14 protein-coding genes are annotated in these 15,349 nt (G+C 66.3%); 6 read left to right on the top strand and 8 right to left on the bottom strand.

Annotated elements, in window-relative coordinates:
- Window positions 1-471: 471 nt before the first annotated feature.
- Window positions 472-1,074 (bottom strand): dihydrofolate reductase family protein, encoded by a 603-nt coding sequence (locus E1263_RS37845; RefSeq protein WP_132176470.1) that lies wholly within the window; start codon window positions 1,072-1,074, stop codon window positions 472-474.
- A 74-nt stretch (window positions 1,075-1,148) separates the two neighbouring features.
- On the opposite strand from E1263_RS37845, the gene E1263_RS37840 reads away from it, so the two are divergent.
- Together E1263_RS37840 and E1263_RS37835 are read left to right on the top strand one after the other, a co-directional pair.
- The gene (locus E1263_RS37840) at window positions 1,149-1,700 is read left to right on the top strand and encodes a winged helix-turn-helix domain-containing protein (protein WP_132176468.1); all 552 of its coding nucleotides are present in this window, start codon (window positions 1,149-1,151) and stop codon (window positions 1,698-1,700) included.
- The gene (locus tag E1263_RS37835) at window positions 1,697-2,953 is read left to right on the top strand and encodes an MFS transporter (RefSeq protein WP_132176466.1); all 1,257 of its coding nucleotides are present in this window, start codon (window positions 1,697-1,699) and stop codon (window positions 2,951-2,953) included. Before E1263_RS37840 ends, E1263_RS37835 begins: the two co-directional genes overlap by 4 nt.
- Here the strand turns inward: E1263_RS37835 and E1263_RS37830 are convergent.
- Entirely contained in the window at window positions 2,899-3,504 is a 606-nt protein-coding gene (locus E1263_RS37830; RefSeq protein WP_132176464.1) for a TetR/AcrR family transcriptional regulator, read from the bottom strand. The two genes, E1263_RS37835 and E1263_RS37830, sit on opposite strands and share 55 nt — an antisense overlap.
- Window positions 3,505-3,589: 85 nt before the next feature.
- On the opposite strand from E1263_RS37830, the gene E1263_RS37825 reads away from it, so the two are divergent.
- Entirely contained in the window at window positions 3,590-4,456 is an 867-nt protein-coding gene (locus E1263_RS37825; protein ID WP_132176462.1) for an alpha/beta hydrolase, read from the top strand.
- On the opposite strand, the gene E1263_RS37820 is transcribed toward E1263_RS37825, so the two are convergent.
- The gene (locus tag E1263_RS37820; RefSeq protein WP_132176460.1) at window positions 4,421-5,947 is read right to left on the bottom strand and encodes a helix-turn-helix domain-containing protein; all 1,527 of its coding nucleotides are present in this window, start codon (window positions 5,945-5,947) and stop codon (window positions 4,421-4,423) included. The two genes, E1263_RS37825 and E1263_RS37820, sit on opposite strands and share 36 nt — an antisense overlap.
- Window positions 5,948-6,108: 161 nt before the next feature.
- Between E1263_RS37820 and E1263_RS37815 the strand changes: the two genes are divergently transcribed.
- On the top strand, window positions 6,109-7,332 hold the full coding sequence (locus tag E1263_RS37815) for a hypothetical protein (RefSeq protein ID WP_132176458.1): 1,224 nt from the start codon (window positions 6,109-6,111) through the stop codon (window positions 7,330-7,332).
- A 3-nt stretch (window positions 7,333-7,335) separates the two neighbouring features.
- On the opposite strand, the gene E1263_RS37810 is transcribed toward E1263_RS37815, so the two are convergent.
- The 4 genes from E1263_RS37810 to E1263_RS37795 all read right to left on the bottom strand — a co-directional run bounded on the left by E1263_RS37810 (window position 7,336) and on the right by E1263_RS37795 (window position 10,427).
- On the bottom strand, window positions 7,336-7,614 hold the full coding sequence (locus tag E1263_RS37810) for a YciI family protein (RefSeq protein ID WP_132176456.1): 279 nt from the start codon (window positions 7,612-7,614) through the stop codon (window positions 7,336-7,338).
- Between the two features lie 161 nt (window positions 7,615-7,775).
- Entirely contained in the window at window positions 7,776-8,558 is a 783-nt protein-coding gene (locus tag E1263_RS37805) for a class I SAM-dependent methyltransferase (protein ID WP_132176454.1), read from the bottom strand.
- 41 nt (window positions 8,559-8,599) lie between these two features.
- Window positions 8,600-9,673, bottom strand: a complete 1,074-nt coding sequence (locus tag E1263_RS37800; protein WP_238161926.1) for a Fic family protein — start codon at window positions 9,671-9,673, stop codon at window positions 8,600-8,602.
- A gap of 109 nt (window positions 9,674-9,782) precedes the next feature.
- Window positions 9,783-10,427, bottom strand: coding sequence for a TetR/AcrR family transcriptional regulator (locus E1263_RS37795; protein WP_132176450.1), 645 nt, complete (start codon window positions 10,425-10,427; stop codon window positions 9,783-9,785).
- 99 nt (window positions 10,428-10,526) lie between these two features.
- On the opposite strand from E1263_RS37795, the gene E1263_RS37790 reads away from it, so the two are divergent.
- Complete coding sequence (locus E1263_RS37790; RefSeq protein WP_132176448.1) at window positions 10,527-11,621, top strand: lipocalin-like domain-containing protein; 1,095 nt, start codon at window positions 10,527-10,529, stop codon at window positions 11,619-11,621.
- A gap of 30 nt (window positions 11,622-11,651) precedes the next feature.
- Here E1263_RS37790 and ppdK read toward each other — a convergent pair whose 3' ends face one another.
- Window positions 11,652-14,306, bottom strand: coding sequence for a pyruvate, phosphate dikinase (ppdK, locus tag E1263_RS37785; protein WP_132176445.1), 2,655 nt, complete (start codon window positions 14,304-14,306; stop codon window positions 11,652-11,654).
- Window positions 14,307-14,529: 223 nt separating this feature from the next.
- Here ppdK and E1263_RS37780 point away from each other — a divergent pair.
- On the top strand, window positions 14,530-15,349 hold an 820-nt coding region (locus E1263_RS37780), incomplete at its 3' end, for a TroA family protein (RefSeq protein ID WP_132176443.1).

The following is a 15,349-nucleotide window of genomic DNA, read 5'->3' as shown; positions in this document are numbered from 1 at the left end:
CAGGGGCACGCTCTGTCCCCAAGACTCACAGGTCCAGGTAATAGAAGTGCTCACCCACCAGCGGCTTACCAGTCCGAGTCTGCCCGACGGGCGACCCGATAACTCTTATTAGGTAATTACTTGTTCACGCCCACCACCCAGCCCACAGACCCCCGACAACAGGACAGCGCAACGACAAAAAAAGGGCCACCAGCGCGGCAGCCGGGCACGGCAGCACCCCGCGCCTCCTTGCCAGCGCCTTTCACCACCAGCAAGGGTCACCTTCCAGGCCTCCCCGCTACCGGCCGCAACCATAGCGAGCACCTCAATCGGCGGGAACGCGATCGCCGACCTCGCCAGTACCTCAACCACCCGCCGGGCCCAGCCAAGCTCTTTATGTAACGCGGCCGCCGCAGCGACCAGCCACAGACAACGTATCCGGCTTGTCCGGAGCGGCGATCAACCATCGCGCCATTCAAAAAAACACAACCCTCAAGACACGCAGTACCGCGACCAAACCACCCCACCCGCAAACACCTCGGTCCCCGCATGCTCCAACCGAACCCCCGTCGTACCGCACCACGGCGCACCCGAACCAACAATCACCGGATGCACCAGCAACGCCAACTCATCCACAAGCCCCAACTCAAGCAGCACCGCGATCAACGCCCCGCCGGACTCAACCCGAACCACTCGCGCCCCACCCTCCCCCAAGCGCACGAGAACCTCCTCGAGATCCACCTGCTCATACCCCGTGACAAGCTCCCGAGTAGTCGCATCCGCCGGCCGCGCAGGCGTCTGATCGGCATACAGAGCAAGCACGTCGGACCAATAGCCGAGCGCCCGCAAGGCATCCCACTCCCGCACTCGCGCACGACTGTCGACGACCGCCAGCAACGGCCCCTCTGCGCGCCGCTCACCCTCCCGAGCACCCCGTACGGCGCTCTCCTGGGCGAGGATCGTGTCCGCTCCGGCGAGCGTGACGTCCTCCTGCCACAGGGTCGCCATCGCGTAGTACCGGGCGAGATCCGCGTCAAACCCAGCCGTCCGCCCATCGAGCGAGACCGCCACTTGAGCCACTACATGAGGCCGCATACTCCGAACGCTAGCGACCCCCACCGACAATTCGGGGATTGCAGAGAACTCTCTGCAGAGACTACTCTGCAATCATGCGACGCATCGACGCCAAAAGCCTGCGCGGACTCGCCCACCCCTTGCGAATGAACATCCTGGAGGCGATCGAGGTGGACGGCCCTGCCACCTCCACCACGCTCGCCAACCGCCTAGGCGAGAACACCGGCACGATCAGCTGGCATCTGCGCCTACTCGCTGAGCACGGCTATCTCGAGGAGGACACCGAGCGCGGCAACAAGCGCGAGCGGTGGTGGCGGATCCCAAAGGGCGCGACCGTGCTCGATCCCGCCGAGTTCCGCGACGACCCCGAGACCAGTGGCGCGCTGCGCGTCTACCTGAGCCACCTCGTCGAGCGTTATTTCAGCCGGGTCCGCCGATACCTGGACGACAACTGGCCCGCCGAATGGCAGTCCGCTGCCTCGCTCTCCGACTGGCGCAACCTGCACCTCACCGCCACCCAGCTCCAGGCCCTCAACGACGAGCTCGGCGAAGTCATTAACCGCTACATCGCCCTGGACCCCGACCCCACCGGCGAACGCGTCATCGTCCAACTCCAGTCCTTCCCCCAACGCCCGGAGGAATCATGAGCCTGCTGCGGACCCATCGAGACTTCCGGCTGCTCTGGACCGGCGAGACGATCAACCGATTCGGGAGCGCGATCTCGACCGTCGCGATTCCGTTGATCGCGCTCTCCGAGCTGGACGCGAGCACATTCGAGGTCGGACTGCTGACCGCGGCCGCGTGGGGACCTTGGCTGCTGATCGGGTTGCCGGTCGGCGCGTGGATCGACCGGCGACTGCGCCGACCGCTCATGGTCGGTTCATCACTGGTCTCACTGCTCCTGCTGGCCGCCGTACCGGTCGCCGCGCTTGCCGGCCTGCTGACGATCCAGTTGCTGCTCGCGATCGCACTGCTGACCGGCGCCGCCAGCGTGGTCTTCCAGACCGCCTACACGACCTATCTGCCCACACTGCTCGACCCTAAAGATCATGCGGAAGGCAACGCCAAACTGCAGGGCAGCGCATCCGCCGCACAGATCGCCGGTCTCGGTTGCGGCGGTCTGATCGTCCAGTTCGCCGGTGCGACCAACGCTCTATTCGTCGACGCAGCGACCTTCGCGCTCGCCGCCTGCTGCCTGACCGCGATCCGATTCCGCGAACGCCGTACGGCGACCGCTCGCCAACCCGGCGAGATTCGCGAGGGCATCCGCCTGGTCACGCAGGACGTCTGGCTCCGGACCCTCACGATCTTCGGCGCCACTTCAAACCTGGCCCTCATGGGCTACCAAGCCATCATCGTGGTCTTCCTAGTCCGCACAGTCGGCCTCACACCCGGCACAGTCGGCGTACTGGTCGCAGCTGCTGCCAGCGGCGGAGTGGTCGGCGCTTTCGTCGGCCGCCGCCTGGCAAAACGCTTCGGTACGGCGCGCGCCCTGCTGATGTGTGAGCTTGGCCTACCGACTCTCGCCCTACTGATCCCGCTGGCTCAACTCAGCGAAGCGCTCTATGTGATCGGCGCGTTCGGAGTCGGCGTGGGCGTCGTCGGCGGCAACGTCGTGAAGTCGACCTTCATCCAGTCCTACTGCCCGCCGGACCTGCTCGGCCGTCTGACCGCGACCACGTCGTTCGTGAACTACGGGACGATCCCGCTCGGCGCGGTTCTTGGCGGCGCACTCGCATCAGCGCTCGGCATCGAAGCCGCGCTGTGGATCACCACAGCCGGTGTGCCGCTGGCCGGCCTGGTCTTGCTGTTCTCACCCATCCGTGGACGGCGAGACCTGCCGAATCACCGACCGGCGGACTCCAGCCGCACCCGGATGGACCGACTCGCCTGGTCGTAGCCGCTCTCGTCACCGTGCAGGATCGACGCGAGATTGGCGGCCTCGTAGTAAGCGTTCAGGTCGAACGCCAACTGCGCCGGATCCGCGTCAAGCTCACCTCGGTCGACCGCCTCCCGTACGACGTTCTCCATGAGGTCCATCCACTCCCGGTGGACGACGACCAGCGCCTCATGGACGGCTCCCCCGCGAGCGGCGTACTCGTGGGAGACCTTCTGGAAGAAGCAGCCACCGGGGAAAATCCGGCGACGCGAGTAGTCGAGCCAGCACTCGCCCAGCTTCCGCACCCGCGCAAGCCCCGGCTCCACCTCGAGCGCCGGCATCACCACGGCGTCCGCGTAGATCCGTCGCGCGGCTCTGATCGTCGCGAGCTGCAGCTCCTCCTTTGACCCGAAGTGTGCGAACAGCCCGCTCTTGCTGATCCCGAGATCGGTGGCCAGCCGCCCGATCGACAGCCCTTCCAGCCCGTCGACCGACGCGATGTCGACCGCGCGCCGCAGCACCGCGCGGCGGGTCTGATCACCGCGCACCAACCGTCCGTCGACCTTCTCCACGCTCCGATCCTATTCCGCTTGACCGCACGGCCTCGCCAAACTAATAATACGACCGTTCGTATAGATTTCCAGTCGAAGGAGCCCCATGAAGAAGCTGGCCCGCGGCGGACTGACCGCCCTCGGACTACTCTCACCCCGGCTGGCCGGCCGGGTCGCCTTCGAGCTGTGGCGCCGGCCGTTGGCGCGCGGCCGGGTGCGCGACGCCGAGCGGGAGGTCCACGACGCCGCCCGCGCCGAGGTCGTCGACGGGATCGTCACCTACGCCTGGGGTGACGGCCGCCGGCCGGTCCTCCTCGTCCACGGCTGGCGCTCCCGCGCATCGCGGTTCGCCGGTTTCATCACCGCACTGCTCGAGCTCGGCTACAGCCCGATCTCGTACGACGGCCCTGGCCACGGCGACACAACTGTCGCGATGGGCACGATCCTCGACCACCAGCGGATCATCACCGCGCTGGCGGCGAAGTACGGTGCCTTCGAAGGCGTCGTCGCCCACTCACTCGGCGTACCGTTCGCCCTGTACGCCGTCCGCCAGGGAGTGCCCGCGGCACGACTCGTCACGATCAGTGGTTTCGGCGACTTCGGCTACGTGGTCGACAAGTTCGGTGCCGAGCTGGGCCTGCGGACCGCGGTGCAGAATCGCCTGCGCCGCGAGATCGAAGGGCGGTTGTTCGACGGCGATCCGGAGATCTGGACCAAGTTCTCGGTCGGTCCGGGTGCGGCCGATCTCCTGGTGATCCACAACGACGTCGACAAGATCGTCGACCCGGCACAGGTCGCCGTACTGCTGGCCGCGTACGGACCGCGCGCCCGGCACTCCGCGAGGACCGGGCTCGGCCACAGCCGGATCCTCGCGGACCCGACCGTGATCGAGGAAGCCGTCACGTTCCTCACCGGCAAAGATCCGGTGAGCGAGCGGTCAGATGTCGCGGAAGGTCTCGATCTGAGCGCCTAGCGAGTTGAGGCGCTCAGCGAGCTCCTCGTAGCCGCGGTTGATCACGTAGACGCTGCGCATGACCGACGTACCCTTGGCGGCCATCATCGCGATCAACGTGACGACAGCAGGCCGCAGTGCCGGCGGGCACATGATCTCGGCGCCGGAGAAGTGGGTCGGGCCTTCAACCATCACACGGTGCGGGTCGAGCAGCTTGACCCGGCCGCCGAGTTTGTTCAGGTCGGTCAGGTAGATCGCGCGGTTCTCGTAGACCCAGTCGTGGATCAGCGTCTGACCGGTCGCCGTCGCCGCGATCACCGCGAAGAACGGCAGGTTGTCGATGTTCAGACCCGGGAACGGCATCGGGTGGATCTTGTCGATCGGCGCGTGCAGCTGCGAGGGGCGGGTGGTCAGGTCGACCAGCCGGGTCCGGCCGTTCTCGGCCAGGTACTCGTCGGTGCGGCTGTAGTCGAGGCCCATCTCCTCGAGCAGCGCGAGCTCGATCTCCAGGAACTCGATCGGTGCCCGCCGGATCGTCACCTCTGAGCCGGTGACGATCGCCGCGGTGAGCAGGCTCATCGCCTCGATCGGGTCCTCGGACGGCGCGTAGTCGACGTCCACGTCGATGTCCGGCTTGCCGTGCACGGTCAGCGTGGTCGAGCCGACGCCGTCGACCTTCACGCCGAGCAGTTCGAGGTAGAAGCAGAGGTCCTGAACCATGTAGTTCGAGCTGGCGTTGCGGATCACCGTGACACCGTCGATCCGGGCGGCCGCCATCACCGCGTTCTCGGTGACGGTGTCGCCGCGCTCGGTCAGCACGATCGGCTTGGCCGGCGTGATCGCCCGGTTCACCATCGCGTGGTACTCGCCGGCGGTCGCTTTCACGTCCAGACCGAACGGGCGCAGCGCAGCCATGTGCGGCTCGACGGTCCGCGTGCCGAGGTCGCAGCCACCGGCGTATGGGAGCTGGAAGGTGTCCTCGCGGTGCAGCAGCGGGCCGAGGAACATGATGATGGAGCGGGTACGACGAGCTGCGGCGGCATCCATCGCGCCGAGGTCGAGGTGTGCCGGCGGCACGATCTCGAGGTCACCGGCGTCGTTCAGCCAGGTGGTCTTCACGCCGATCGAGTTGAGCACCTCGAGCAGGCGGTTGACCTCCTCGATCCGCGCGACCTTGCGCAGCGTGGTGCGTCCCTTGTTGAGCAGACTCGCGCACAAAAGTGCGACTCCGGCATTCTTGGACGACTTCACGTCGATCGATCCGGACAATCTCAAGCCACCGACGACACGGAGGTGGACCGGACCGCCACCGAGAGAGACAATCTCGGAGTCGAGAGCCTCGCCGATCCGGGCAAGCATCTCGAGGGTGAGGTTCTGATGACCCTTTTCGATCCTGTTCACCGCGCTCTGGCTGGTGTTCAGTACTTCCGCGAGCTGCGTCTGCGTCCAGCCGCGGTGCTTGCGGGCGTCCCGGATGAGATTGCCGATCCGGCTCAGGTATCCATCAGTCATGCGCCGGACCATATCTCACATGTGAGATACCTCTGCACCGACCCACCGCTGTCAGGGTAGCCAACGTCACTTCTGACCGCCCCGCCGCCCCAAGACCCGCGCTGGCACTGCCGCCGCCTACACTTACCCAACTCCCGCCGCCACCCGGAGAGGACAAGCACATGCATGACGACACCTCTGCGGTGGCGAACGAATTCGAGGCAGAAGCCTGGCCGCTGGAGGCTGCGGCCGACAGCCTGCATCAGGTCATCGACGGTTTCCAGGACGGTGACACCCGGCCGCTGGTGATCGGCGACGGTGACCAGCCCGTCCTGGTCGTGCTCGCGATCGCCGACCTGGCCGACTTCCGGTCCCGGATCGCCGAGCTGCTCGGCAACCCGGTCGACGCCGGCTGGCTGCGCTACTACCTGCGCTCGAACTTCGACATGAGCTCGGAGCGGCTGATCGAGCTGCTCGGCGTCGACGCCGACCACGGTCTGTCCTCACTGGCCAGCCAGGTGAACGTCGAGCAGGCCGCGATTCTCATGCCGGACCACCTGCGCCGTACCGAGGCCGGCGGGAACCCGCTGATGCTGATCGGCGACGGGATGATGGCGACGGCGGCGCTGCTCGCCTTCCCGGCGTTCCAGGTGCTGCTCGCCTTGGACGGCGGCGGTACGACGGTCGAGGACGACTCCTGCGCGCACGACGACGAGGAGAAGCCGACCACCCCGCTCGAGGTGCTGGCCGAGCGGCTCGGGCCGATCTCCACCCAGCTCGTCGCGCAGATCAACGCCGGTCGCGAGCCCGGCCTGCCGAAGTACGAACTGCACTTCGAGGACGACCTGATCGACCACCTGCGTGAGCTCGAGAGCAAGGCGCAGCGATCGCCCGGCAGCGACTCCTTCACCGAGCTGAACGACCTGCTCCACCAGTTCGACGAGATGCGCAGCGGCCAGGCCGAGGTCGACACTGACGACGACGAGCCGGACGAAGCGCCGTACCTGGAAGCCACCGATCTGGCGGCGGCCCTACCGGATCTGCGCGACAACTTCCGCGGCGGGATCGAAGACCCCTACCTGATCGGGTACGACGGACGCCCGCTGGCCGGGCTGATCACCTTCGACCTGTACGAGGAGCTCCAGCAGGTCTCGGTCGAGCTCGACGGGACCGACGAGGCGCCCGTGCTCCCGCTCCCCCAGCCGCGCTGGGAGAACGGGCCCGAGGTGCTGATCTTCGAGGCCGCGATCGCGGTCTGCGAAGCGGTCTGCCAGGACATCTCGAACGGCGATGCCTCGATGATCTTCATCGGTGACGAGGACGGCGACCCGGAGCTCGTCCTCGCCCCGCTGGTCTGGCTCTGGGCCTACGTCGACCACCTGAACCTGGAAGGCGCTGAGGTCTAGACCTCAGTTGAAGCCGTGCACCGGCTGCCACTCCGTCAGGAGGGCGAGCTGGTAGACCTCGGCCGGGGTGTAGGGGTCCTTGGCGAGGATGTCGCGGAGCTCTGCCTCGTCGGCGACGTTGTACACAAGGAGTGCGCCGGTCTGGTCGGTGAACGGCCCGGCGGCGACCAGCTTGCCGGCCTCCTTGAGCTCGTTCAGGTAGTCCCGGTGCGCCGGGCGGACGGCCAGACGCTCATCGGTCTCGGCAAGGTCGAACTGCAGCTGCACCACGAAAAAGGCCATACCCCGAACCCTACAACGAGGGCGAGTATGGCCTTGTCCACAACGAAAGTTTGGTGCGGGAGAGGGAGTCACGAGCCGCCACAGCGGCTGGTTCGAGTCAGACCCGAAAGTCGACGGTGCACTCCCTTCCCGCCCGGCCATTCTGGCCAGCTGAGGACCCGTTACGCAAGGGGTTGGTTAAGAGAAACTGCAGCAGAAAGTTGAGTGAGATAACGCTTGGTGATCGTTCCCCCGCTCGCATCAATGAGAGCGCGTACACACTCGTACAGACCGTCACGCCGCTCCACTGTCAAGGCCCGGTGCCCCGAGTAAGACGACAACAAATCCAAATACTGTGGTGCCGAGTAGACCACTTCCCACTCGTACCGCCGGAAGGTCACCGGCCCGAACAGACCCGACGCGTCCACCTCCGCCGAGTCCTCCGGTACGGCGCTCGCCGCCGGCAACCCGCCCTTCTCCGCATCGTCGGTGAACCGGTCGTAGCACCGCTGCACGTCGACGAAGAACTGCACACTCCCACCGGCGACATGATGCGTCGAAACCACAGCCAGTACGCCGCCCGGTCGCAGTACCTGAGCACATCGCCGTACCCGCGTCTCGGGGTCAAGCCAGTGGAACGCAGTCGCCGAGAGCACCAGATCAAAACTCGGCTCCGGCAACTCCCACGTATCAAAGTCAGCCACAGTCACATCGACCGACGGCAAATTGCGCCGAGCGACCTCCGCAAGCTCCGCCCCGAGCTCAACCGCACTCACCGACCACCCGCGCTCAACCATCGGCCGAGTCGCCTGCCCAGTCCCCAGCCCGATCTCGAGCACCTTTGGAGCCTCGGTGCTCAACAGCCCGGCCAGGTCGTCGTACAGGTCGGATGGGTAGGTCGGGCGGACTTTGTCGTAGAGGTCGGCGTCTTCGGTGAAGGTCTGGCGCAACTGTTCCCGGCTCACCCCCGCAACCTATTACGGGGTCAGCCGCGGGCGCTGCCGAATTAGCCGAGGTACGGACTACTGAGGGTCGCCGGTGTATTGGCGACGTCGAGGACCATCTGAGGAAAGCGGGAGCCGGGGACGTAGTAGCGAGCTCGCGTACGCCCGACGGGCTGAAGCAGTTGAGCGGTGACGAGATCACGGAGATCTCGTTGGGCTTGTTGCAGGTTGAGACCCTCGGCATGTTCGTAGCGGGACCGCCGGACGCGGCCGGCCATCGCCACATCGTGCAGTGCAGTCACCATCCGCTCATCCAGTCCGACGCTTTTGGCGTGCTCCGCAAGGGCCTCCCAGACCCGTCCGGATCGGTCGAGTCGATTCTGGACCGCCTGCGCTTGCTGGTGGTATGCGGTGAGGTTGAAGCGCATCCAGCTCGAGACATCCTGATCCGGTAGGTATTCGCTGCCTCGACTGTTCAGCTCGCGGTAGTAGTCCCAGGTGTTGCCGGGGCGTCCCAGCCAACTCTCGATCGAGGAGAACTCAGGAGCGAGCACCCCTTCCCGCGCAATCAGGAGTGTCTGCAGCGAGCGGGACATCCGGCCGTTGCCGTCGGCCCAAGGATGGATGGACACCAGGTGCAGATGCGCCATCGCAGCTCGCACCAATGGATGCGCACCGTCCTCCGCATTGAGCCAGTCAACGAACTCCTGGATCAGCTCTGGGACCCGCTCGGCCTCGGGCGCGGTGTAGGCGGCAATGCTGGGGTCTCGGGCATCGGTCACATAAACCGGGCCGCGGCGCCACTGCCCGGCTGGTTTGCGCGGGCCGTGACGGTGTCCCTGCAGCATCCAATGCAGGGCGTTGAGCAGGCCCTTGCTGTAACTGAAGTCCTCGACGTCATGGAGAGTCTGGATGTACGACATCATCCGCTGGTAGGCGAGAGTCTCCTCGCGGTTCTCCTCCGAGACCTCCACATCCCGTTCGCCCTCGATCAAATCTTCGACATCGACTGTGGCGACCTTGAAGCCCTCGATGGAGTTGGAGGCCGCCACGGCGTCGGCGGTGAGGAATTTGCGCAGGCCGGCGGTCCACTTCGAAGGGCTCGCGTGCACCTGATGCCGGAGGGCATCGCGCATCCGACCAATGTCGTCGAGTACGCGATGATCCTCAGACGTGAGCGCAGGCGTGGGATACAACATCAAAGCAATAATAGAATGACGTAATCATTACGTCAATACGGGGTGATTAGGAGGGGCGAGGGGCCAGGCCTGCGACTATGAGGTCGGCAACGGCCTCGGCGTGGCGGCGGATCTCGTCCTCGCTCGGTTGCTCAGGGCCACCGAGAAGCGCCGTCTCGACCGGGCTCGCGTACGGAGCGCCGCCCCCCTGGACGACCAGGTAATGGAGAGTCGCGTACGGCATCTCGCGGATCCGGCCGGCCGCGACCAGCCGCCTCATCCGCTGCTCGACCAGCGGGCGCAGCGGATTGACGAAATGATCGACGACATAGCGGATCCGGGGGCTGTCGATGGCGCCCTCGTGGCTCATGATCCTGAGCACCTCCGGATGCGACGCCGCGAACATCACCTGAGCGACGACTGCCCGCCGGAGCGCCTCGAGGTCATCCAGGGCGGGCTCGACGGCCAACTGCCGCCAGGACCGCTCGCTAACGGTCAGCGCGTGCTCCATCGCCGCGAACCACAGCCCCTCCTTGGATCCGAAGCGGGCGGTCAGCAGGGCGTGGCTCACCCCGAGCCGCCGGCTCAACTCGCGGACGGACATGCCGTCGTACCCCTTCGCGGCGAACGCCTCCAGCGCGGCCTGCAGCAGCGGGCCGACCTCAAGCTCTGCACCCGACCGCGGGCGGCCGCGGCCTCGTGTCTGCACCATCACAGTTCTCCTACTTGCCGAGTCGTGGCGGTCGGCGCATGCTATTCCTGGGAGATTAATAGACGAGTGGCCATTAAAACACGACCTGGGAGCGGAATCATGACGCACGACCACCTCAGCCCGGCAAGGATGGGCAGCACGCCGCAAGACTACGCCCGGTTCGGGATCGAGCCCGGCGCGATCAAGCCGCACGAGGACGGCCTGCGGACCGATGGCGGGCCGGGCAGCTACGAATGGTGGTACTTCGACGCCCACCTGGACGACGGCGCCAAGCTGGTCGTGGTCTTCTTCACCAAGGAATTCACCGCGATCGGGAAGCCGCTCGCCCCGATGATCCGGATCGATCTCACCCTTCCCGACGGCACCACGGTGGAGAAGCTGGCCGAGTTCGACGCGAGCACCTTCACGGCCTCGACGGACACCTGTGACGTCCGGATCGGCGCGAACGTCTTCGCCGGCGACCTGCACACGTACACGATCCGCGCCAAGGCCGAGGACGTGGAGGTCGATGTCACCCTGACCGGGACGGTGCCCGCCTGGCGCCCGGAGTCCGGGCACTGGTTGTTCGGCGAGGACGGCGAGCAGATCTTCGCCTGGCTGCCCTCGGTGCCCGAGGGCCGGGTCGAGGCGACGTACAGCCTGGCCGGCAGGAGCACCACCACTACGGGTGTGGGTTACCACGACCACAACTGGGGCAACACCGTCATGCTCAAGCTCATGCACCACTGGTACTGGGCTCGCGGCTCGGCCGGCCCGTACTCCGTGATCGCGTCGTACATCACCGCTGAGAAGCAGTACGGCTACTCGACCCTGCCGGTCTTCATGCTCGCCCGGGACGGGAAGCTGATCGCCGACGACAAGAGCAAGGTGACCTTCGAGGAGCTCGGCAGCTACACCGACACCGACACCGGGACCGGCAAGCCGGTCGCCAACGTCACTCGCTACACGTACTCCGACGGCGACGAGCGGTACGTCGTCACGTACACGCGCCACTCGGACCTGTCGACGGTGAAGTTCGCCGACAACCTGACGCCTCCGAAGCGGTTCGCCGCCAAGCTCGCCGGCTTCGACGGCGCCTACCTCCGCTTCGTCGGCGAGGTCCGGATCGAGCACTACGAGGGCGGCAAGCTCGTCGAGAGCCACGTCGACGACGCCCTGTGGGAGCTCATGTACTTCGGCAAGGCGCGCCCCTGACTCTCGTCGGGGACGCGCCTGCGACGAGAGTCAGTCCAGCGCCGCGCGGCCGGCTTCGAGGCGGGCTACGGGGATGCGGAAGGGTGAGCAGGAGACGTAGTCGAGGCCTACCTGGTGGAAGAAGTGGATGCTGTCCGGGTCGCCGCCGTGCTCGCCGCAGACGCCGAGTTTGAGGTCGGGCTTGGTGGCGCGGCCGCGGTCGACGCCGGTGCGGACGAGGGCGCCGACGCCTTCGGTGTCGATCGACTCGAACGGTGAGACCGCGAAGATGCCCTTCTCCAGGTAGCGCGAGAAGAACGAGCCTTCGACGTCGTCGCGACTGAAGCCCCAGGTCGTCTGGGTGAGGTCGTTGGTGCCGAACGAGAAGAAGTCGGCCGCCTCGGCGATCTGGTCTGCGATCACCGCGGCCCGGGGCAGCTCGATCATCGTGCCGATCGGGATGGTCCACTCGACGCCGACCTCGGCCAGCACCTTGCTCACCTCGTCGCGCGCCAGGTGCAACTCCTGTACGGCGCCAACCAGCGGGATCATGATTTCCGGCTGGGGGTCCTTGCCCTGGCTCTTCAACTCGACCGCAGCACTCGCGATCGCGCGCACCTGCATCGCGAACAGACCCGGAATCATCAGACCGAGCCGTACGCCGCGCAGCCCGAGCATCGGGTTCTGCTCGTGCAACCGCTGCACGGCAGCGAGCAGCGTCGCGTCACGACCGGGATCCTCACCGCGCTCGCTGGCCAGCGCGACCTTGACCGCCAGGTCCTCCATCGACGGCAGGAACTCGTGCAGCGGCGGGTCGATCAGCCGGATCGTCACCGGCAAACCGTCCATCGCGGTCAGCAACTCAAGGAAGTCGTCACGCTGCAGCGGCTCCAGCTCGGCCAGCGCCGCTTCGCGATCAGCGTCGTCGTTCGCGAGGATCAACCGCTCGACCGCCTCGCGCCGCTCACCGAGGAACATGTGCTCGGTCCGGCAGAGGCCGATCCCCTCAGCCCCGAAGCGCCGCGCGCGAGCCGCGTCGTCTGCGGTGTCCGCATTGGTCCGTACGCCGAGGTGCCGCACCTCGTCAGCGTGGGTGATCAGGCGGTGCACCGAAGCGACCAGCTCGTCACCGGCATCCGCGGCCAGCGAACCTTCGAAGTACTGGACGACCGGCGAGGCGACGACCGGAACCTCACCGGCGAAGACCTCTCCCGTGGTGCCGTCGATCGAGATCGTGGCGTCGCTGTCGAGGATCTTGCCGTTGATCTTGATGGTGCCCTCGGCAACATTCACCTCGAGCTCCTCGGCACCGCAGACACACGTCTTGCCCATACCGCGGGCGACGACGGCCGCGTGCGAGGTCTTGCCGCCGCGGCTGGTCAGGATGCCCTGCGCCGCGATCATGCCGTGCAGGTCGTCCGGGTTCGTCTCGCGACGGACCAGGATCACCTTCTCGCCCTTGTCAGCCGCCGCGACCGCAGCCGCCGAGGTGAAGACGACCTTGCCCGAGGCCGCACCCGGCGACGCACCGATCGCCTTGGTGAGCAGCTGGGTGTCGGCATCCGCGTCGAAGCGCGGGAACATCAACTGCGCGAGCTGCGCACCCTTGACCCGCTTCAGCGCCTCATTGGTGTCGATCACACCTTCGTCGATCAGGCTGGTCGCGATCCGGAACGCCGCCGCCGCGGTGCGCTTACCGACCCGCGTCTGCAGCATCCACAGCTTGCCGCGCTCAACCGTGAACTCGATGTCACACAGGTCGCGGTAGTGCCCTTCGAGCTTGGTCATGATCGCCAGCAGTTCGTCGTACGACGTCTTGTCGATCTGCTCGAGATCCGCGAGCGGGACGGTGTTGCGGATCCCGGCCACGACGTCCTCGCCCTGCGCGTTCTGCAGGTAGTCGCCGTACACGCCGGGGTGTCCGGTGGAAGGGTCGCGGGTGAAGCAGACACCGGTTCCCGAATCCATGCCGAGGTTACCGAAGACCATCGAGCAGATGTTGACCGCCGTACCGAGGTCGGTGGCGATGCGTTCCTGGCGGCGGTAGAGGATCGCGCGGTCCGAGTTCCACGAGCTGAAGACGGCCTCGATCGCGAGGTCCATCTGGGTCCGCGGGTCCTGCGGGAACTCGCGGCCGGTGTGGTCGAGCACCGCCTGCTTGAAGGTCTGGACGATCGCCTTCAGATCGTCGGCGTCGAGGTCCAGGTCGTTGTTCGTTCCCTTGGCCTGCTTAGCCGCCTCGATCGCGTCCTCGAAGACATCGCCCTCCATGCCGAGGACCGTCTTGCCGAACATCTGGATCAGCCGGCGGTAGGCATCCCACGCGAACCGGGGGTTGCCCGATTGGTGCGCAAGGCCGTTGACCGAGTCGTCGTTCAGGCCGACGTTGAGGACCGTCTCCATCATGCCTGGCATCGACACCGCGGCACCCGACCTCACCGACACCAGGAGCGGATCGTCAGCCTGGCCGAGCTTCTTGCCCATGTTCTGCTGCAGTACGTCGACGTGGTGGTCGATCTCGTCGGCCAGCTCCGCAGGCACCGAGCCAGTGCTCAGGTACGCGCGGCAGGCGTCGGTGCTGATCGTGAATCCGGGCGGCACCGGCAGACCGAGGTTCGTCATCTCGGCGAGGTTCGCACCCTTGCCGCCGAGGAGTTCCTTCATGGCCTTGTTGCCTTCGGCGAAGTCGTAGACGAGTTGCGGCACGGTCACTCCCTGGGGTGCAGGTGATGCTGCTGAGACGCGATGCGGTGGCACGCTGGCCCCTCGACTTCACTGGCGTGGGCGTTCCTTCAGAGTAAGCGCAAAAACCAGTCCAGTTGAACACTGGTCTCACATCAAGACACGTGACCCTCCCCACAAACCCAAGGCGGAAAAGCCTTACCTGCCTTGACAACGCAAGACAAACCGACCGATTAGAGTCTGAAACGTGCGCATCGTCTCTCTTCTCCCCTCGGCCACCGAGATCTGCTTCGCCCTGGGCTCCGGCGACGAAGTGGTCGGCGTCACCTTCGAATGCGACTACCCCGCCGAGGCCCGCACGCGCCGCATCGTCTCCACCACCGCGCTGCCGCCCGGCCTGACTCCCGGCGAGATCGACGCCGTCGTCCGAGCCCGAGTAGCAGCCGGCGAAGACCTCTACAAGCTAGACGCCAACGCGCTCCGCGATCTGGTTCCGGACATAGTGATCACACAGGACCTGTGCGCCGTCTGCGCACTGGACGTGTCCGACGTAGACGCGGCACTCGCCTACCTCGGCTGCACGGCCGAAGTCGTCACCACCAACCCCCACACGCTCGCCGACGTACTCGACTCCATCGAGCAGATCGCCAAAGCCATCAACCGAAACCCGGCCCCACTACTCGCCGATCTCAGGAGCCGCGTCTACCAGCGTCCGCGCACAGGCCGGCGAGTGGCGTTGCTGGAGTGGACGGATCCGCCTTATGCACCTGGCCATTGGCTACCCGAGCAGGTGGAACTCGCGGGCGGAGTGAACATACTCGGTACGGCGGGAGCTCGGTCGCAGCCGGTGGAGTGGTCGGACCTGGCAAGCGCCGAGGTGGTGATCGTCGCCCCCTGCGGATTCGGGGTGGATGCGGCGTACGAGCTTGGCGTGGGGTTGGACCGACTTCCGCCAACCGCCGAGGTCTGGGCGGTCGACTCGAACAGCTACTTCGCCCGCCCCGGCCCCCGACTCGTCGACGGCATCGAACTCCTCACCACCATCCTCACCGGCCACACCCCCAACC

Origin of the sequence: Kribbella antibiotica (assembly GCF_004349055.1) — a bacterium.
Classification (GTDB): Bacteria; Actinomycetota; Actinomycetes; order Propionibacteriales; family Kribbellaceae; genus Kribbella; species Kribbella antibiotica.
The sequence above is the reverse complement of the archived record's forward strand: the minus strand, read 5'-3'. Positions and strand labels throughout refer to the sequence as shown.

Coding starts and splice junctions, on each gene's coding strand:
- E1263_RS37845 (WP_132176470.1), bottom strand. CDS start 1,074: ATGCGGCCTCATGTAGTGGCTCAAGTGGCGGTCTCGCTCGATGGGCGG.
- E1263_RS37840 (WP_132176468.1), top strand. CDS start 1,149: ATGCGACGCATCGACGCCAAAAGCCTGCGCGGACTCGCCCACCCCTTG.
- E1263_RS37835 (WP_132176466.1), top strand. CDS start 1,697: ATGAGCCTGCTGCGGACCCATCGAGACTTCCGGCTGCTCTGGACCGGC.
- E1263_RS37825 (WP_132176462.1), top strand. CDS start 3,590: ATGAAGAAGCTGGCCCGCGGCGGACTGACCGCCCTCGGACTACTCTCA.
- E1263_RS37820 (WP_132176460.1), bottom strand. CDS start 5,947: ATGACTGATGGATACCTGAGCCGGATCGGCAATCTCATCCGGGACGCC.
- E1263_RS37815 (WP_132176458.1), top strand. CDS start 6,109: ATGCATGACGACACCTCTGCGGTGGCGAACGAATTCGAGGCAGAAGCC.
- E1263_RS37810 (WP_132176456.1), bottom strand. CDS start 7,614: ATGGCCTTTTTCGTGGTGCAGCTGCAGTTCGACCTTGCCGAGACCGAT.
- E1263_RS37800 (WP_238161926.1), bottom strand. CDS start 9,673: ATGCGCGATGCCCTCCGGCATCAGGTGCACGCGAGCCCTTCGAAGTGG.
- E1263_RS37795 (WP_132176450.1), bottom strand. CDS start 10,427: ATGGTGCAGACACGAGGCCGCGGCCGCCCGCGGTCGGGTGCAGAGCTT.
- E1263_RS37790 (WP_132176448.1), top strand. CDS start 10,527: ATGACGCACGACCACCTCAGCCCGGCAAGGATGGGCAGCACGCCGCAA.